Origin of the sequence: Rhizobium sp. G21 (genome assembly GCF_014158035.1) — a bacterium.
In the GTDB taxonomy this organism is placed as follows: domain Bacteria; phylum Pseudomonadota; class Alphaproteobacteria; order Rhizobiales; family Rhizobiaceae; genus Rhizobium_E.
In genome coordinates this window covers 846911-865923 of record NZ_JACFXW010000001.1, presented here as the reverse complement: position 1 = coordinate 865923, position 19013 = coordinate 846911, and the positions used below count along the sequence as shown (strand labels likewise).

General features: G+C 62.8%; 14 protein-coding genes and 4 pseudogenes. 11 read left to right on the top strand and 7 right to left on the bottom strand.

Annotated features, from left to right (window positions below; all coding sequences use genetic code 11):
• Nucleotides 1-214: 214 nt before the first annotated feature.
• From H2O14_RS04375 to H2O14_RS04365, 3 genes are all read left to right on the top strand, one after another.
• The gene (locus H2O14_RS04375) at nt 215-850 is read left to right on the top strand and encodes an outer membrane protein (protein WP_182826666.1); all 636 of its coding nucleotides are present in this window, start codon (nt 215-217) and stop codon (nt 848-850) included.
• Between the two features lie 157 nt (nt 851-1007).
• Complete coding sequence (locus H2O14_RS04370) at nt 1008-1370, top strand: hypothetical protein (protein WP_182826665.1); 363 nt, start codon at nt 1008-1010, stop codon at nt 1368-1370.
• A 26-nt stretch (nt 1371-1396) separates the two neighbouring features.
• On the top strand, nt 1397-1708 hold the full coding sequence (locus H2O14_RS04365; protein ID WP_182829466.1) for a hypothetical protein: 312 nt from the start codon (nt 1397-1399) through the stop codon (nt 1706-1708).
• A gap of 22 nt (nt 1709-1730) precedes the next feature.
• Here H2O14_RS04365 and H2O14_RS04360 read toward each other — a convergent pair.
• From H2O14_RS04360 to H2O14_RS04350, 3 genes and pseudogenes are all read right to left on the bottom strand, one after another.
• Nucleotides 1731-2326: pseudogene (locus tag H2O14_RS04360) on the bottom strand (glutathione S-transferase family protein).
• 10 nt (nt 2327-2336) lie between these two features.
• Nucleotides 2337-3014, bottom strand: a complete 678-nt coding sequence (locus tag H2O14_RS04355; protein ID WP_246697289.1) for a ribonuclease T2 family protein — start codon at nt 3012-3014, stop codon at nt 2337-2339.
• Nucleotides 2981-3433: a hypothetical protein gene (locus tag H2O14_RS04350; protein ID WP_182826664.1), complete on the bottom strand. Its 453-nt coding sequence runs from the start codon at nt 3431-3433 to the stop codon at nt 2981-2983. Before H2O14_RS04350 ends, H2O14_RS04355 begins: the two co-directional genes overlap by 34 nt.
• A gap of 224 nt (nt 3434-3657) precedes the next feature.
• Between H2O14_RS04350 and H2O14_RS04345 the strand changes: the two genes are divergently transcribed.
• Nucleotides 3658-4938 carry a TadE/TadG family type IV pilus assembly protein gene (locus H2O14_RS04345; RefSeq protein WP_182826663.1) on the top strand — a complete coding sequence of 427 codons (1281 nt, stop codon included), beginning with the start codon at nt 3658-3660 and terminating at the stop codon, nt 4936-4938.
• An 8-nt stretch (nt 4939-4946) separates the two neighbouring features.
• On the opposite strand, the gene H2O14_RS04340 is transcribed toward H2O14_RS04345, so the two are convergent.
• Nucleotides 4947-5798: a 23S rRNA (adenine(2030)-N(6))-methyltransferase RlmJ gene (locus H2O14_RS04340; RefSeq protein WP_182826662.1), complete on the bottom strand. Its 852-nt coding sequence runs from the start codon at nt 5796-5798 to the stop codon at nt 4947-4949.
• Between the two features lie 84 nt (nt 5799-5882).
• Between H2O14_RS04340 and H2O14_RS04335 the strand changes: the two are divergent.
• Both H2O14_RS04335 and H2O14_RS04330 read left to right on the top strand, forming a co-directional pair.
• Nucleotides 5883-7993: pseudogene (locus H2O14_RS04335) on the top strand (molybdopterin oxidoreductase family protein).
• Nucleotides 7994-8062: 69 nt separating this feature from the next.
• Nucleotides 8063-8650 carry an NUDIX domain-containing protein gene (locus tag H2O14_RS04330; protein ID WP_182826661.1) on the top strand — a complete coding sequence of 196 codons (588 nt, stop codon included), beginning with the start codon at nt 8063-8065 and terminating at the stop codon, nt 8648-8650.
• A 4-nt stretch (nt 8651-8654) separates the two neighbouring features.
• Here the strand turns inward: H2O14_RS04330 and H2O14_RS04325 are convergent, their stop codons facing one another.
• From H2O14_RS04325 to purM, 3 genes are all read right to left on the bottom strand, one after another.
• A complete protein-coding gene (locus tag H2O14_RS04325; protein ID WP_182826660.1) occupies nt 8655-9488 on the bottom strand; it encodes a hypothetical protein in 834 nt (277 codons plus the stop codon).
• Nucleotides 9489-9805: 317 nt separating this feature from the next.
• Entirely contained in the window at nt 9806-10420 is a 615-nt protein-coding gene (purN, locus tag H2O14_RS04320) for a phosphoribosylglycinamide formyltransferase (protein WP_182826659.1), read from the bottom strand.
• Nucleotides 10417-11490, bottom strand: a complete 1074-nt coding sequence (purM, locus tag H2O14_RS04315; protein ID WP_182826658.1) for a phosphoribosylformylglycinamidine cyclo-ligase — start codon at nt 11488-11490, stop codon at nt 10417-10419. Before purM ends, purN begins: the two co-directional genes overlap by 4 nt.
• 452 nt (nt 11491-11942) lie before the next feature.
• On the opposite strand from purM, the gene H2O14_RS04310 reads away from it, so the two are divergent.
• From H2O14_RS04310 to ppx, 5 genes and pseudogenes are all read left to right on the top strand, one after another.
• Nucleotides 11943-13148: a GGDEF domain-containing protein gene (locus tag H2O14_RS04310; protein ID WP_182826657.1), complete on the top strand. Its 1206-nt coding sequence runs from the start codon at nt 11943-11945 to the stop codon at nt 13146-13148.
• Nucleotides 13149-13242: 94 nt separating this feature from the next.
• Nucleotides 13243-14377 (top strand): annotated as a pseudogene (locus tag H2O14_RS04305) (AI-2E family transporter).
• A gap of 1 nt (nt 14378) precedes the next feature.
• On the top strand, nt 14379-15068 hold the full coding sequence (gene hdaA / locus H2O14_RS04300; RefSeq protein ID WP_182826656.1) for a DnaA regulatory inactivator HdaA: 690 nt from the start codon (nt 14379-14381) through the stop codon (nt 15066-15068).
• 130 nt (nt 15069-15198) lie between these two features.
• A complete protein-coding gene (locus H2O14_RS04295; RefSeq protein ID WP_246697520.1) occupies nt 15199-17349 on the top strand; it encodes an RNA degradosome polyphosphate kinase in 2151 nt (716 codons plus the stop codon).
• A gap of 12 nt (nt 17350-17361) precedes the next feature.
• Nucleotides 17362-18889 (top strand): annotated as a pseudogene (ppx, locus tag H2O14_RS04290) (exopolyphosphatase).
• Nucleotides 18890-19013 lie beyond the last annotated feature (124 nt).

Genomic DNA, 19013 nt, shown 5'->3' with positions numbered 1-19013 from the left:
ATAAGCTTGGTAAATGAACGAATAAATTTGCAGGCGACATGAATTGAGGCCTGGATGCCGAAAAATGTCACAACATTGCCTCTTTTGATTAACCGGTTGGTAATGAGAAACGCTTCATTAAGGGTGCATCAGAGCTTTGGATCCTTTTGGGTCATGTCGAAATTCAATAGCGACGCTGGGCGCGACCCAGCACGTCGGATGTAAGGAGAAGAAAATGCGCAATCTGTTCGTGACGCTCGCAGCTTCCACCATGATGCTGTCCGCTCTCACCGCCGCCCAGGCGGCCGACGCCATCGACGAAGTTCCGATCGCGCCGGAAGCCCAGGACGCAATGGCTCCGGTCGGCGGCTGGGACGGCGCCTATGTCGGCGGTCGCGTGACCCAGCAATGGGCGAAGACCGCTCCCGGCGGCTACGACACCAACGGTCTCGGCGGCGGCCTCTATGGCGGCTACAACATGCAGCAGGGCCAGATCGTTTACGGCGGCGAAGCCGACGTCAACTATTCCGGCGTCGATGGCAACAAGAATGGCGTCGAAACCACCCAGCGCCTGAACGGCGCGATCCGTGGCCGCGTGGGCTACGACCTGCAGCCTGCTCTGGTGTACGGCGCCGCTGGTCTGGCCGCTACCAATGTCAAGGCCGAAGACGGCACCTCGGAAGACTCCAAGACGCTGTTCGGCGCGACCATCGGCGCCGGCGTCGAAGCCAAGATCACCGACCAGATCACGGCGCGGACCGAATACCGCTTCACCAACTACCAGACCCAGACCTTCGACCTCGACAGCGGCGCGCGCGATCGCGGCTTCAAGGAGCATCAGGTCTCCGTCGGCCTCGGCATGCGCTTCTGATCCAGCGATCCATAACCGGATCAATCCACCGAAAAGACCCCGTCGCGACGAGCGGCGGGGTTTTGCGCGTTTCGGCGCCGGTGGAACCATCACCTCGGTGCGCCGTTGAATTCTCGAAGGCCGCGTCCATGCGGCCGTGATCACCGAGGACGAGGATATGGCCGAAGACAGCGAAGACCATCTCGGCGAGGCCGACGGGCAGGGGCGTATCCGCCTAGACAGCCAGGAAGCGCCGGCCGCCTATCAAGTGCGGGCGATCCGCAGCGACGGCGACGACTACAAGATTCTCGTCAGCGTGATGGCGTCGCGCGATTGGCTGCTCGACAACGGCTTCGTCAAATCCGTCGATCTGATCCGCCAGAACGGCAGTGAGGCGGCTATGTTTTTCGACGGCGCGCTCGATGTCGGCGACAATATCGCGGTGCGGCTTACGTGCGAGGAAGGATTCAGCGGCTCGGAAGACCAGTTTTTGAGCGCCTATCCGGAATTCGTCGCTTCAATGAAACCCGGCGTCGCCTGACGTCGCCACATCCGGGAGGATCCCACATGTCCAGATACATCGATACGGATGGAAAAGTGAAGGATGCGCCGATCGTCGATCGCACGGTCGAACGCAATGCCACCGAAGCTCGGCAGGGTTCCAAGGGCGTGCCGGTGCTTTGGGTTCTCGTGGCTGGCCTGATACTGGCGATGTTGGCCTGGGGAGCCGCGGAGATCTATGGCTTCTCGATCGCTCCCGAACAGCCGGACCCGCCTGCAGTCGGCGCCGACAGCAACACCGAGCCTCCCGCTCAGGATGCGATCGACGCGACGCCTGCGCCCGGCGACGTGGAGCCGCAACGCGGCGTTACCCCCTGAAATGAATTATGACGGGCCTATATCAGGCCTGCGGTTTGAGCGCGTCGTAATCAGCGAAGACGCGCTCGAACTTTTTCGCCAGGCCTTCAGCTTGCCGCGCCCCTTTTCCCATTGTCCGGCGAAGCGCAGATCGAGATAGCCGAGCAGCGCCGCCAGCGCGAAATGGCCGCCATGCAGGCTCTTGCCCGTTTTGGGAAGATTGGCGTTGAGATGGTCGAGCGCCCGTTCTACCTTCACCCATTGCCTGTCTATCCAAGGCTGGTGCTGCTTGTCTTCTGGGCGGAACCGACGCTCGTAGATGATGGCGATCAGGCAATCCGTGACGCCGTCGCATAACGATTCCAGAACTTCGGCCTCCGTGCGCCGTGTCGGATTGCGCGGATAGAGCTTGCCCTTCGCGTCTCGATTGAAGAACTGCATGATGGCGCCGCTGTCGAACACCGGCGGCGCGTCATCCCGTACGAGACAAGGTATCTTGCCGAGCGGGTTGTTGTCGACCAGCAGCGCCGGCTCTTCGTCGGTCTTGACGGCCACGAACTCGACGTCGAGACCGAGATAGCGCGACGCCATGCGGCATTTCGCGGAAAAAGGCGATGTCGACGAGTAGAGCAGCTTCATGGCGCGACTTTCATTGTGCGGAGGGGATAACGACGCTTTTGGCGCGGCAGGATTGGCGATCGACTTCCTCGCATGACCGGAACCCGAGCGATTTCGTCAGGCAGATCCGTATCTCTTCGAGTCTGCCGTCGCTGCAGGAAACCGCGACGCCGTCTCGCGGCAGTCCGGGATTCGCCCTGGTCATCAAGGCTTCGATCTCGTCTACGCCGATCCGACGATCTATCTTTCCGTCGAACATCACGGCGGGCAGCTTGATCCGCCGATAGGCGTCTTCGAGGAGGCGGAAATAGCGCTGTTGGCTCAGCCCAGAGCAAGCGCCGTGCTTGCGCCATTGATGACCTGCAAGCCCGATCGACGGCATGACGTCGCCGATCTCGCGCATCATCGCCGACGGAACGCGCTCTGGCTCGTCGCTCTTGCAGAATTGCGGCCAGCCGCGCTCGTTCTGCGGCCAGAGGCCATGAACGATGAATCGTCGCTTTTCTTCGCATTGCGCATCGTCGGCGCGACCCGGATTTGCCGCGCACCAGCTCGGCGACCACGACAGCGACAGGACGTAGAAATCGAAGGACTCGGCCTTTGCCGCCGACCCCGAAAAGCCGGCGATCGACGCCGTGAGTGCGACCAGCAGACGAACTGCGGCGCGCATGGCCGTCACCAGCCGATGGTGGTGCGGAGCGTCGAGCAATCCTTGCCGTAGATCCGCCAGACGTCGAGCCCGGAAATGCAGAAATCGATCCTGGCGACGCCGGGAATGCCGGCGAGATCCTGCGGCGTCGACAGCGTGTACCAGATGTCGCGTTTTTCGTATTTCGAGCCGGCTCCGCCCATCAACGCCACGCCGTGGCAGAATTTGCGGCCGACCCTGTGCAACTCGTCCTTGGGTCGCTCATAGGTCGTCCGCGCATCGACGACTTTCTTTATATAGAGCTTGGTCTTGTTCACCGAACGGAAACGACCGTCGACGCGCTCTTTCAGCGAGGCCAGCACCTTGGCGGAATCGCATTGCGGCGCCGGCATTCTCAGGAACTCGAACGAGAAGGCGGGCTGCGCCGAAACGGCGGAGAGAGCGAGCGAAAGAGCCAAGGCGATCCGGGCGGCGGACATGAAGCGATCTCCTGAAAACACCGCGTGAGCTTTGTCTGGAAGCGGCGCGGGGGTCAAGAGCCTAGCCGATGCGCCGCTGGGCTATGAACCGTTTCTTGGCGTCCCGGTGCGACGGGAAGGCGAGGCGTTTTACGTTGTCTCGTCGGTTTCGATTAACTAATCCAGTTATCCTGACATTAGCAGCTTCGAATTATTGATGGCGTTCCAACCAAAGGCGGGGCGCCATGTTAAAGTCGCTGATGAAAGATCGCTCGGGAAATTTCGCCATGATGGCGGCGTTGCTGATTGTTGTGCTCTGTATGTCGATCGGTTCGGCTCTCGACTACATGTCCGCCTTGGACGCCCGCCAGAAACTGCAGCAAGCGGCCGATTCCGCTGCGGTCGGGGCGATCGCGGAACAATCCGTCGGGGTTCTCGCCGCGCTGACCAACGGCAGCACCGGCGCGATCGCCGAGGCGGAAGCGGACGCGCAACAGTGGTTCAGGACCAACACAGACGCCAAGACGCTGGCCTATCTGACCGATTTCAATTTTGACATCGAGAGAAACAGCACCACCTTCACGTCTCGCGTCGAGTTTCACGCCAGCGTGCCGACGACCTTTTTGAAGATCGTCGGCAGGAATTCGATCGACATCGCCGGGTCCGCCACCGGAACCTATTCGCCGGTCACCTATACCGACTTCTATCTGATGCTCGACAATTCCCCCTCGATGGGTCTGGGCGCGACGACCAGCGACATCGCGTTGCTGGAATCCAACAATGGCGGTTGCGCTTTCGCCTGCCATATCGAGGGAAGCACCAACGACGCCTATGCGCTCGCCAAGACGATCGGCGCGACCCTTCGCATTCAATTGGTGGCGTCGGCGACGCAATCGATGATCAGTACGGCCAAATCCACCCGTCGCTATAACGACCAGTACCGCATGGCGCTCTACACGATGGGGGCCGCCGCGACCAACGCCGTGCTCACCGAAGTCGCCGCGATGTCGTCCAATCTCGATACGATCAAGACGGCCGCCGGCACGGTCGACATCATGAGCATCCCTCATCAGAACTACAACAACGATCAGCAGACCGATCTCTTGACCAATTTGACGTCGCTGAAAGCGACGATGGGAACGGGCGGCCAAGGACTGAATTCAGCGGACCGGCAGAAGGTGCTGTTCCTGGTCAGCGACGGCGTCGAGGACGCCAGCCGAGCAAACGGTTGCCTCAAGAAGCTCAGTGGAAACACGCGGTGCCAGCAGCCCATCGACACGTCGGTCTGCACCAAGATCAAGGCCAACGGCGTCCGTATCGCAGTCCTCTACACGACCTATTTGGAGATCGGCAACAACGGTTGGTACAACACCTGGATCAAGCCGTTCCGCAGCGAAATCGCCACGAATATGAGGGCTTGCGCAAGCGACGGTCTCTATTTCGAAGTCAGCCCCTCGAGCGGCATCGCCGACGCCATGAACGCGCTGTTTCTCAAGGTCGTCAACATGCCCCGCCTGACGGGCTGACGCATCGATCAGCCTTCGCCGCGGATCCATATCGCCCGCGCCGACGCGGAGCGGTCCTGACCAAGACGCTCTTTCAGAAAAGGCAGCAGGATGTCGAGTTCGCCCTTCAGCGTGAAGGGCGGATTGACGATGATGAGGCCGGTTCCGGTCAGGCCGGTCGTGTCGCGCTCGCTGCGCACGGTGAGCTCCACCGCCAGCGTCTTGGGGATTTCGAGCGCATGCAGCGCGGCGTGGAACTCCGGAATCGGCGCGCCCTTCTTCAGCGGATACCATAGGCAATAGACGCCGCCGGGGAATTTGCGCCAAGCCTTGCCGAGATAGTCGGCGAGGCGCTTATATTCGCCGTCCTTCTCAAAAGGCGGATCGACGAGGATCAGGCCGCGCTTCTCCTTCGGCGGCACATGCGCGTTCATCGCCAGCCAGCCGTCGAGATGGGTGACGCGGGTCTGGAAATCGCCGTCGAAATTGGCGTGCAGCGTCTCGTAGTCCTCGGGATGCAGCTCCATCAGCGACAGCCGGTCCTGGCTGCGCAGCAGATGGCGGGCGATCTTCGGCGAGCCGGGATAGAATTGCACGCCGCCGTCTGGATTGAGCGATGTCACCGCCTGGAGATAGGACGCCAGAAGCGGCGCGACCTTGGCCGGAATATTCTTTTCCAGAAGTCGTCCGACGCCGTCGAGCCATTCGCCGGTCTTCTGCGCCTCTTCGCTGGAGAGGTCGTAGATCCCGATGCCGGCATGGGTGTCGATCACGCGGAAGGGCTTGTCCTTCTGCTTGAGGTAGTCGACGAGCCGCGCCAGCACGGCGTGCTTGAGGACGTCAGCGAAATTTCCGGCGTGGTAGATATGGCGGTAATTCATGATTTCCGGTGAAGTCGGGATGATATTTGTCAATGCGCGCGAGCCCGGCTAGCGGCGCGGCGTCGGCTGAATTATACCGATAGCATGAACATTGCGACCCGCCCCTCCGAAAAAATCGCCATCGGTCATTCGGCCTGTCCGCATGACTGTCCCTCCACCTGCGCGCTCGACATCGAGATCCTGCCCGACGGCAAGATGGGCCGGGTGCGCGGCGCCGACAACAGCTACACCGCCGGCGTGATCTGCGCCAAGGTGGCGCGCTATGCCGAACGCCTCTATCATCCTGACCGGCTGATGCATCCGATGCGGCGTTCGGGCGCCAAGGCCGCGGGCTTCTGGCAGCAGGTCACCTGGGAGCAGGCGCTCGACGAGATCGCGGAAGCCTTCGCAAGGCCGAGGCGAAGCACGGCTCCGAATCTGTGTGGCCCTATTTCTACGCCGGCACGATGGGCTGGGTGCAGCGCGATTCGATCGAGCGGCTGACTGCGGCAAAGAAATATTCCGGCTTTTTCGATTCCATCTGCGTCAATCCGGCCTGGACCGGATATGTCATGGGCACCGGCCAATTGCGCGGCCCCGATCCGCGCGAAATGGCCAAGTCCGATTGCGTGGTCATCTGGGGCACCAATGCGGTCTCGACCCAGGTCAATGTGATGACGCACGCCATGCGCGCCCGCAAAGAGCGCGGCGCGAAAGTCGTGGCGATCGACATCTACGACACGCCGACCATGAAGCAGGCGGATCTGAAACTGATCCTCAAGCCCGGCACGGACGCAGCGCTTGCCTGCGCCGTCATGCATGTCGCCTTCCGCGACGGTTACGCCGACCGGGACTATATGGCGCGCTACACCGACGACCCCCAGGGCCTCGAAGCGCATGTCGCGACAAAGACCCCGCAATGGGCGTCCGCCATCACCGGCCTGTCGGTCGAGGAGATCGAGACGTTCGCCCGCCTGGTGGGCGAGACGAAGAAGAGCTATTTCCGCCTCGGCTACGGCTTCACCCGCTCGCGCAACGGGGCCGTCTCCATGCATGCGGCGCTGTCGGTGGCGAGCGTGCTCGGCTCCTGGCAATATGAGGGCGGCGGCGCCTTCCACAGCAATTCGCATATTTTCGGCATGGACAACCGGCTGCTGACCGGCAAGGCGCTGGTCGATCCCTCGATCCGTGAACTCGACCAGTCCGAGCTCGGCCGCATCCTGACCGGCGATGCGCGGGCGCTGCGCAACGGCCCGCCCGTCACGGCCATGCTGATCCAGAACACCAATCCGGCCAATGTCATGCCCGAGCAGCGGCTGGTGCGGCAGGGTTTCGCCCGTACCGACCTGTTCGTCGCCGTCCACGAGCAATTCATGACCGAGACGGCCGAGATCGCCGATATCGTGCTGCCGGCCACCATGTTCGTCGAGCATGACGACATCTATCGCGGCGGCGGCCAGAGCCACATCATGCTCGGGCCCAAGCTGCTCGAGCCGCCGGAAGATGTGAGAACCAACCTCTTCGTCATCGAGGAACTGGCCAAGCGCCTTGGCGTCGCCGACCAGCCGGGCTTCGGCATGAGCGAACGCGCGCATATCGAGCGCATCCTCTCGGTTCCCGGCCTGCCGAGCTATGACGATCTGCTCAACGACCGTTGGTTCGACCGCCAGCCGGAGTTCCGCGCGGCCCATTATCTCGACGGTTTCGCCCATCCCGACGGCAAGTTCCGCTTCCGGCCGGATTGGGTGGGGCAGCAGGGTTCGGTGCGGCCGCCCGATTCCATCGGCCTGCTCGGCCCCTATGACCGGCTGCCGGAATTTCCGGATTACTGTCCCGTCATTGAGGAGGTGGACGAGGCGCATCCTTTCCGCCTCGCCACGCCGCCGGCGCGCAACTTCCTCAATTCGAGCTTCACCGAAACTCGGACCTCGCGGGAGAAGGAAAGGCGTCCGGAAGTGATGGTCGCGCCCGCCGACGCCCTGGCGCTGGACATCCAGGCCGGCGACATCGTCACGATCGGCAATAACCGAGGCTCGATCCGCATCCATGCGCGGGTGACCGAGACCACCATGCCGGGCGTGCTGATCGTCGAGGGTCTCTGGCCCAACAAGGCGCATCTGGATGGCGAGGGGATCAATGTCCTGACCGGCGCCGACAATGTCGCCCCGTTCGGCGGCGTCGGCCTGCATGACAACCGGGTCTGGCTGCGCAAGTAGACCTTTTCCCGCGACCCGTTTCATGTAAAGCCGGTCGCGGGAGGATCGTGATGGACAAGGGCAGACGACATGGACGCTAAGCCTTCCCGCAAGGTCGATATTCTCTCCTCGGAGACGCTCCACAAGCGCTTCGTGCATCTGCAACGGCTGACCGTCGAGCATGAGACGCTGAAGGGCGGCCGCCAGACGTTGAGCCGCGAGATCCACGATCACGGCAACGCGGCCACCATTCTGCTCTACGATCCCGCCCGAAAAAGCGTGATCCTGGTCCGGCAATTGCGCGTGCCGCCGGTGTTGAACGGCGATGACGGCTGGCTGATCGAGACACCCGCCGGCCTGCTCGACGGCGACGATCCCCTGAGCGCCATCATCCGCGAGGCGATGGAGGAGACCGGCTACCGCATCGACCGCGCCGATTATCTCTACGACGCCTATATGTCGCCGGGCACGCTGACCGAGCGCGTCTCCTTCTTCGCCGCCGAGATCGACGTGACCCAGAGACAGGGCGAGGGCGGCGGACTGGAAGAAGAGGGCGAGGATATCGAGATCCTCGAAGTGCCCTTAAAGGACGCGTTCGAGATGATCGCAACCGGCAAGATCGCCGACGGCAAGACGATCATGCTCCTGCAATGGGCGGTGATGACATACGGCCTCTAAGCCCTCAGGGCGCGCCGTTGTCCGCCAGCTTCATCGTAGGTACCAGGCTGGCATAGGCTGCCGACGCTGCGAGCCGCGCCATCGGCGTGCCGGGATCGAGTTTGGAGGCGACCGACAGCGCCGTGATGCTGCAATTGCCCTGGCGCTTGCGGATCTCCTTGCAGGCGTCGGCCGCAGCCGCATAGATCTTTTGCCGCTGCCGGTCGGCCTCGGCGAAATAGAAACGCTTGCGCATATATTCCGAGCCCGGCGTCGACCGCGTCAGCGTGAAATCATAGCGGCCGTCTCGGTCGCGCTTGCCGAAGGGCTGCGTCTCGCGAAACGCCAATTGCAGCTGATATTCGAAGGCGTTGGCGCCGATGCGGCGGCCGGTCGCCGCCACCGGCATGCATTCGGCGGCGAGCGGTCCGATCATCAGGGCGCATTCGCGCACCGCCATGTCCTGCGTCCGCGCCGCCGCCTCGTCGGCCAATACAGCCAGATCGCCCGGTCGGTCGGCTCCGGTTTTCTTCATCCCGATGGGAACCTGCACCGTCACGATCACCCGCCGTTCGGGCAGCAATTCCCCATGGCCGTTGACCAGTCGATAGGCGTTGCGCTTGATCGGGTCCTTGAGGCTCGCCGGCGTCACCTGCCGGTCGATGGCTGCGGCGTCCTCCTTCCAGGCGTCCGCCCGCGCCTCCATGGCCTGACCCAACCGCGAGAGCGTCAGCGCATTGTTGATCCACAGGCCCGTCAGCGCCAGGATCGGCGCGAGCAGCAGCACGCCGCCGAGGATCGCCAGCCGCTCCTGTCGCTTGGTGAGGACCAGATAATATTTCTTCCGCAAATTCGACATCAGCGCCGCCGGTTGATTTAGCGCTCATTCAGGGCGAGGCGCGTTAAGGCGGGCTTAACGGCGTTCTCGTTCAGTCCGATGGGGTTGAGGGCGGGTTAGGAGAATGGGGAGAGTTTTAGGGAATGTGCGGGCGGAGAGAGTGGCGGCGCACACTTTCATCTCCGTCATCCTCGGCCTTGTGCCGAGGATCTGAGACATCGAACAATATCAAAGCGTTGCAGATGCTCGGGACAAGCCCGAGCATGACGGAGGAGAGGTTTTCGCCTGGCGTTCGACGGCTCCTCTCACCGCAAGTACAGGAAGGAGACCCGGCGCCCTTACCCGAACGACACCAGCCGCGCTTCCGCGTCCGTCTCGACGCCTCCGCCCGCAAACTTCGCCACCGCAGCCTTGTAGATCTGATGCTCCACCTTCAGCACCCGCGCCGCCAAGCCGTCCGGCGTATCACCCGCCAGGATCGGCGCGACGCCCTGCGCCAGCGCCGGGCCTTCATCCATGCCGGGCGTGACGATATGCACGGTGCAGCCCGACACTTTCATGCCGGCCTCGATGGCGCGTTGATGGGTGTGAAGGCCCGGAAACAGCGGCAGCAGGGAAGGGTGGATATTGAGGATGCGCCCCTCATAGGCGGCGATGAAATCGGCCGACAGCAGGCGCATATAGCCGGCGAGGCAGATCAGATCGGGCGCGATCTCGGCCAGACGGGCCAGGATCGCCGCCTCATGCTCGGCCTTGGAGCCAAAGCCCTTGCGCTCGAACACATGAGTGGCCACGCCCAGCGCTTCCGCCTTGGCGAGGCCGCCGGCGTCGGCTTTGTCGGAGATCACCGCGACGAAGTCCACCGGGTAATCGGGCGCGCGCGCCGCTTCGAGCAGCGCCACCATGTTGGAGCCGCTGCCGGAGATGAAGATGACGCCGCGCTTCCTGATCATAGACCGAGGCTGCCCTGATAGGCGACGCCGGCTGCGCCTTCTGCGCGGGCGATCATGCGGCCGAGGCGAACGACCGTTTCGCCTTCATTGGTCAGGACGTCCGCCACCGCGTCCGCCTGATCGGGAGACACGACGAGCACCATGCCGACGCCGCAATTGAAGGTGCGCAGCATCTCGCGCTCGGCCACGCCGCCCACGCTGGCCAGCCATTTGAACACCGGCTTGACCGGGATGGCGGCGAGGTCGATTTCGGCGGCCAAGGTCTTGGGCAGCACGCGCGGAATGTTTTCCGGGAAGCCGCCGCCGGTGATATGGGCGAGCGCCTTGATCGCGCCGGTCTCGCGGATCGCCTTGAGCAGCGGCTTCACATAGATTTTGGTCGGCTCGAGCAGCGCTTCGCCGAGCGTCTTCTCTGCGTCGAACGGCGCTTGCGCGTCCCAGCCGAGGCCGGAGAGTTCGACGATCTTGCGCACCAGCGAATAGCCGTTGGAGTGAACGCCCGAGGAGGCGAGGGCGAGAATGACGTCGCCTTCGGCCGCATCCGCCTTGGGCAGCAATTCGCCGCGCTCGGCGGCGCCGACGGCGAAGCCTGCGAGATCGTAGTCGCCTTCGCGATACATGCCGGGCATTTCAGCCGTTTCGCCGCCGATCAGCGCGCAGCCGGCCTGGCGGCAGCCTTCGGCGATGCCGGCGACGATCGCGGCGCCCTGATCGGGATCGAGCTTGCCGGTGGCGAAATAATCGAGAAACAACAGCGGCTCGGCCGCTTGCACCACGAGATCGTTGACGCACATGGCGACCAGATCGACGCCGACAGTGTCATGCTTGCCGGCCTCGATCGCCACTTTCAGCTTGGTGCCGACGCCGTCGTTTGCCGCCACCAGAATGGGATCGTTGAAGCCGGCCGCCTTGAGATCGAACAGGCCGCCGAAGCCGCCGATTTCGACATCCGCGCCGGGGCGGCGGGTGGAGCGCACAAGCGGCTTGATTTTCTCGACCATCAGGTTGCCGGCGTCGATATCGACCCCTGCATCCGAATAGGTCAGGCCATTTTTGCCATGTTCGCTCATCGCTCTCTCCGGTGAGATAAGGAAATAAGGCGGCCAATGGCATGGACAGCCCAGAATTTCAAGGAACGAGCCGGTTCGAGACGCGATTATCTGTTGGTTTCATCCGGCCAAGAGCCACCGGGGAGCTTTTGCGGAAAGCATCCGCCCCGTCGAGGGCCTGTTCCTTCCCGCTATCTGATCTGTTGCGCCGCCTTGAGCCGGACGAGCTTTGAATCCGGTCGCGGCCTGAATGTGATAAATTCATTAAATAAGAGCGGCAAAATAAACGATTTTGTTACCAACGCGCTTATAGTCTGCGTAGAACAACCTGCGGCGATGACGCAGCAGGGCAGGGAAGGCGATGACGGATGGCTCACGTAAAGCGCGCATTCGACCCCGCTTCAGCGGATGTCGCAACCGCGGAGGCGTCTCCTGATCAGACCGAAAGCCAGCTGCAATTTTGGATCGATTGCATGGGCGGCCCGGTCCTGGTTGCTGAAAAAGGGTCCCGCACCGTCAGTTTCTGCAACAAGACCGCGCATAACTTTTTCATTCCCGGCTCGCCGTCCCCGGTTGGGCGCCTGATCGACGAACTGATCGGCGTCGCCGCCAGCCTGCTTCTGACGCAGATCTGGTCGATTCCTCAAAACGGCGCGATCAGCGAGCCGTTCATCATCAAGTCCGTGCTGGACGACAAGGAGCGCCTTCTCGTCACACATGTCAGTTCGGTCCGCGTCGAAGGGCGCGATCTGCGTCTCTATAGTTTTCGCGACGCCCCGCCGTCCGACACGCTCGGCATGGTGAATTGGCAGTTGAATCTCATGGAGCTTCTGAACTGGCTGCCGCTGGGTTTCGAAGTGGCGACTCTTCGCGACGAGGTCCAGTTCGTCAATTCGGGCTTCAAGCAGATGTTCGGTTATGACTTGGACCAGTTGGAGGATGCCGAGGACTGGTGGCGGCTCGCTTATCCGGATCCCGATTATCGCGCCATGGCGCGGCAGAAATGGGAAGACGAGATCGCCGCCGCGCGTCGTGAAAACCGCGAGATGACGCCCTTCGATCTCGATGTGAGGACCGCGAGCGGGGAAACGCGACGCATCCAGTTCCGCCATCGCGCCATCGGGCATTTTCATCTGAATCTCTATCTCGATGTCACCGCCGAGAGACTCTACGCCCAGCGCATGCAGAAACTGGCGGAAATCGATCCGTTGACCGGCCTGCTCAATCGCCGCTCCTTCTTCGAGCAGACATCCGAGATTCTGTCGATCGACGGCGGCGACGAAGCGGAGCATGTCGTATTGATGCTGGATATCGACCACTTCAAGCAGCTCAACGACCTGCATGGCCATGCGGTGGGCGATCTGGCGCTGGAAGCCTTCGCCCGCTGCTGTCACGGGGTTGTGCGGGGGCGGGATGTGGTCGCCCGTCTGGGCGGCGAGGAATTTTGCGTCTTCCTTCGCTCCGTCACGCTCGACAAGGCGATCGAGGTCGCCGAACGCATCCGCGCCGCTACCGAAGAGCTCGAGATCGAGGCAGGCGGCGCGCCTGTCAGGATCACCGTGAGCATCGGCCTCGCCCAATGTCGGTCGGGAGAGAACGCGGTGGATCAGGCGCTTCGCCGCGCCGACGGCCTGCTCTACCAGGCCAAGATGAACGGCCGCAACCGGGTTGCTCACTAGCGGGCTGGGCGCATCCGCCATCGGCCCAGCTTGACCGTTCCGCCGCATCTGCCTATTCCCTGAAGGCGTGCAGCGCGGAAGGAACGAGGCGATGATGACCACCCATATTTCCGGCCAGAGCCTGAAGCGTCAGATCCTGTTCTGGTCGCTCGTGCTCGCATTGTTCATCGGCTTTCTCTACCTTTTTTCCTCGATCCTGCTGCCTTTCGTGGCCGGGATGGCGCTCGCCTATTTTCTCGATCCGGTCGCCGACTGGCTGGAGCGCAGAGGGCTGAGCCGAATGGCCGCCACGGCGCTCATCCTGATTTTCTTCGTGCTGCTGCTGATCGTCGGCCTGATCGTCGTGATCCCGCTCCTGGCCTCGCAGGCGTCCGATTTCGCGCAGAAGGTTCCGGGTTACCTGACCCAGTTGCAGCAATTGGTGGCGGACGCGGACTCCCATTATGCGCCGCCCTGGCTGAAGAGCCAGCTCGCCACCGTAAAGCAGAATTTCTCCCGCTATGTCGGCGAGGGCGCGAGCTTCATCGGCGGTCTCGTGGGTGCAGATCTGGGCGTCGGGCAAGGCGCTGGTCGACATCCTCTCGCTGCTCGTCATCACCCCCGTCGTCGCTTTCTACATCCTGCTCGATTGGGACAAGATGGTCGCCAAGGTCGACAGCTGGGTGCCGCGCGACTGGTCGCATACGGTTCGGCGGCTGGCGAGCGAGATGGACGATGCGATCGCCGGCTTCGTGCGCGGCCAGGGATCGATCTGCCTGATCCTCGCGATCTTCTACGGCGGCAGCCTCACGCTGGTCGGGCTGAATTTCGGACTGTTGATCGGCATCGTCTCGGGCGTCGTCTCCTTCATTCCCTATCTCGGATCACTGCTGGGCTTCTTCCTGTCGGTAGGCGTGGCGCTGGTGCAGTTCTGGCCGGATTATCCGTGGGTCCTGTTGATCGGCGGCATCTTCTTCATCGGCCAGTTCATCGACGGCTACATCCTGCAGCCCAAGCTGATCGGCGAGAAGGTCGGCCTGCATCCGGTCTGGCTGATGTTCGCGTTGCTGGCCTTCGGCGCCCTGTTCGGCTTCGTCGGACTGATGGTGGCCGTCCCGGCCTCGGCCTCGATCGCCGTGCTCGTCCGCTACGCCATCTCGCGCTATCTTGAAAGCGACCTCTATCACGGCTATGGCGCACGCATCGGCGCAAGCGAGCGCGCCGGAGTTCTTCCTCCGCCAGAGAGATGACATGACCGCTTCCGACGCACGGAAACCCGAACAATTGCCGCTGAGCTTCTCGCACGAGGCGGCGCAGGGCCGGGACGATCTGGTTGTTTCCAGCCCGTTGAGCGCCGCGGCCGCGCTGATCGATCGCTGGCCGGATTGGCCTTCGCCGGTGGTCGTCCTCGCGGGGCCGCCGGGTTCGGGCAAAACGCATCTGGCCGAAATCTGGCGAAAGACGGCGTCCGCCGCCCGCCTGGCCGACGAGACTGTCGACGACGCGGTGCGCCTGGCTGAAATCGGCCCGGTGCTGGTCGAGGACGCCGACCGCAACGCGTATGACCAGACGCTGCTGTTCCACATCATCAACGCCGCGCGCGCGCATGGACAGAGCCTTCTGATCACCGCGCGCGTCCGTCCCACGGCCTGGGGCGTGACGCTGCCGGACCTGATGTCGCGGCTCAAGGCCGCGACCCTGGTCGAGATCGGTCCGCCCGACGACGCGCTGCTGACGCAGGTGCTCTACAAACTGTTCGCCGATCGGCAATTGATGATCGACGAGAAGCTGGCGGCCTATATCGTCGGCCGCATGGAGCGATCGCTCGCGGCCGCGCAGAGCATCGTCGACAAACTCGATCGGCTGGCTCTGGCGCGTGGCGTCAAGCTGTCCCGCGCGCTCGCCGCGGAGGTTCTGAAGGGCGAGGCTGGCGACGCTTGACTGTCACGGAACTGTCGTCATTCTGTAATAGTCCCGGCTCACAAATGCCCCGACGCCATCCAGAGAACGGATTGAATTCATGAACATCAGCGCGCCCGAAGCAAACGAGACGGAAGCCCACGCAATTGCCATGGATGCGCCCGCCAATCCGCTCCGCCAAAGCGACGAGCGCTTCATCAACCGGGAATTTTCCTGGCTGCAGTTCAACCGTCGCGTTCTCGAGGAAACGCTGAACACCAACCATCCGCTGCTCGAGCGGGTCCGCTTCCTGTCGATTTCGGCCAACAATCTCGACGAATTCTTCATGGTCCGCGTCGCCGGTCTCGAAGGCCAGGTGCGCGCCGGCGTCGCCATCAAGAGCCCGGACGGCAAGACCCCGGGCGAACAGCTCGACGCGATCCTCAAGGAAATCAATAATCTGCAGATGGAGCAGCAGGCGGCGCTGGCCGTGCTCCAGCAATATTTGGCGCGCGAGGACATCCTGATCGTCCGTCCCGGCGCGGTGTCCAAGGAAGACCGCAAATGGCTGGAGAAGGAATTCGACGAGTCGCTGTTTCCGGTGCTGACGCCGCTCTGCATCGACCCGGCCCATCCGTTCCCGTTCATCCCCAATCTCGGCTTCTCGATGGGGCTGCAACTCTCCAGCCTGTCGGGCAAGGAGCCGATGACGGCGCTGATCCGCCTGCCGCAGGCGCTCGACCGCTTCATCCGGCTGCCCGACAAGGATGGCGCGCTGCGTTATATCACGCTCGAAGACACGGTGCTGCTGTTCATCAACAAGCTGTTTCCCGGCTATAAAGTCGAGGGATCGGGCACGTTCCGGATCATCCGCGACAGCGATATCGAAGTCGAGGAAGAAGCCGAAGATCTGGTGCGCTTCTTTGAAAGCGCGCTGAAGCGCCGCCGCCGCGGCTCTGTGATCCGCATCGAGACCGATTCCGAGATGCCGCAGTCGCTCCGCCAGTTCGTGACCCACGAGCTCGGCGTGCCGGAAAACCGCATCGCGGTCCTGCCGGGCTTCCTCGCGCTCAACACACTTTCCGAGATTGCCAAGGCCCCGCGTGAAGATCTGCGCTTCGCCCCCTACAATGCTCGTTTCCCGGAGCGGGTGCGCGAACATGCCGGCGATTGCTTTGCCGCGATCCGCGAGAAGGACATGATCGTCCACCACCCCTATGAAAGCTTCGACGTGGTGGTGCAGTTCCTGATCCAGGCGGCGCGCGATCCCGACGTCGTCGCCATCAAGCAGACGCTCTACCGCACCTCCAACGACAGCCCGATCGTGCGCGCCCTGATGGACGCCGCCGAAGCCGGCAAGTCCGTCACCGCGCTGGTCGAACTCAAGGCGCGCTTCGACGAGGAGGCCAATATCCGCTGGGCCCGCGACCTGGAGCGCGCCGGCGTGCAGGTGGTGTTCGGCTTCATCGAACTCAAGACTCACGCCAAGATGAGCATGGTCGTCCGCCGCGAGGACAATCGCCTGCGCACCTATTGCCATCTCGGCACCGGCAACTATCACCCGGTCACCGCCAAGATCTATACCGACCTGAGCTTCTTCACCTGCAATCCTGTCATGGCGCACGACATGGCCAACATCTTCAACTTCATCACCGGCTATGGCGAGCCGGAGGCGGGGATGAAGCTCGCGATGTCGCCGACCACGCTGCGTCCGCGCATCCTTCAGCATATCCACGAAGAGATCGAACACGCCAAAGCAGGCCGTCCGGCGTCGATCTGGATGAAAATGAACTCGCTGGTCGATCCCGACATCATCGATGCGCTCTATGACGCTTCCGCCGCCGGCGTGAAGGTCGAGCTGGTGGTGCGCGGCATCTGCTGCCTGCGTCCGCAGGTCGAGGGCCTCTCGGACAATATCTGGGTGCGCTCGATCGTCGGCCGCTTCCTGGAGCACAGCCGCATCTTCTGCTTCGGCAACGGCTATGGCCTGCCGCATGAAAAGGCGCTAGTCTATATCGGCTCCGCCGACATGATGCCGCGCAATCTCGATCGCCGCGTGGAAACGCTGGTGCCGCTCATCAACAAGACTGTGCATGAGCAGGTGCTCTCCCAGATCATGCTGGCCAACATCATTGACAACCAGCAGTCCTACGAGATACTTCCCGATGGTACCTCCAAGCGCTGTGAAGTGCGCGACGGAGACGAGCCGTTCAACGCGCAGGTCTACTTCATGACCAATCCGAGCCTGTCTGGCCGCGGAGAATCCCTGAAGTCGAGCGCGCCAAAACTGATCGCCGGCAGGTTGCCTTCCGGCAGGAAGTAATACCGGATTTTCATGGTTGAGTCTGAAGCCCAAGGGCGTTTGCCCGGCATCGTGCCTGTTTCCATCGTCGATATCGGCTCGAATTCCATCCGCCTCGTGATCTATGAGGGCATGAACCGCGCCCCGGCCATGCTGTTCAACGAAAAGGTCATGTGCGGCCTCGGCAAGGGCATCGCACAGACCGGCAATATGGATCCGGGCAGCGTCGAACGGGCGCTGACGGCTTTGCATCGCTTCAAGGCGCTCTCGAAGCAGGCGCGGGCGCGCACCATGTATGCGCTGGCGACCGCCGCCGCGCGCGAGGCCGCCAACGGCCCCGATTTCATCGCCAAGGCCGAAGCCATTCTCGGCTGCCGCGTGCGGGTGCTGACCGGCGAGGAAGAAGCGCAGTTTTCAGCGCTCGGCATCATCAGCGGCTATTTCGACGCCGACGGCATCGTCGGCGATCTCGGCGGCGGCTCGCTGGAGCTCATCAATGTCAGGGGCGCGGATTACGGCCAGGGATTGACCATGCCGCTGGGCGGCATCCGCCTGTCCGAATTCTCCGGCGGCGACCTGCCGCGCGCCCAGGCCTATGCGCGTAAACTGGTGCGCGCCGTGCCTTTCCTGAAGGAAGGGGAGGGCCGCACCTTCTATGCTGTCGGCGGCACCTGGCGCAGCATCGCCAAGCTGCATATGGAGCTCAACAAATATCCGCTGCACATGGTGCAGGATTACCGTATGCCGTTTCAGGAGGCGATGAGCTTCCTGGAAGCCGTGATCCGCAACAAGGAGCAGAAGGAGCCGGCCTATCAGGCGGTGTCGCGCAGCCGTCGCGCGCTTCTCCCCTATGGCGCGATCGCCATGCGGGAAGTGATCAGCGTCATGAAGCCGGCCTCGATTTCCTTTTCGGCGCAGGGCGTGCGCGAAGGCTATCTTTATTCGCTCCTGCCCAACCATGTGAAGATCCTCGATCCGCTGGTGTCGGCCGCCGACGAACTGGCCGTGTTGCGCGCCCGCTCGCCCGAACACGCCCGCGAACTCGCCGACTGGACGGGCCGCATGCTGCCGCTGTTCGGCGTGTCCGAAACCAGGGAGGAAGCGCGCTATCGCCGCGCCGCCTGCCTGCTCGCCGACATCAGCTGGCGCGCCCATCCCGATTATCGCGGTCTGCAGGCGCTCAACATCATCGCGCATTCCTCCTTCATCGGCATCACCCATGCCGGGCGGGGCTATCTCGGCCTGGCGAATTACTATCGCTTCGAAGGATTGAACGACGACAGCGCGACCGGCGAACTCGCCGCCATGGCCACGCCGCGACTTCTCTGGCTGGCGAAGCTGCTCGGCGGCATGCTGCTGGGGTCTCTATCTCTTCTCCGCCTCGATGCCGGGCGTCGTCCCGCGCCTGAGACTGGAGAAGCCCGTCGACCTGTCCAAGGGTCTCGATCTGGAATTCGTGGCGCCCGCCGAATTCGAGGAATTTGCCGGAGAGCGGCTGGATGGCCGTCTCGCCCAGCTTTCCAAGCTCACAGGCAAGAAGCTCGGCTTCCGCTTCGGCTGATCTTTGCGGCCTTCACGCATTCGTTCTCAATCAGTTGTTACCGACTTTTCACGCCGGGTGGAACGAGCGTTTCATATCGGCACGAATTTGCGCCATTATTGGAAATCGTCTGTTAACCTACTTA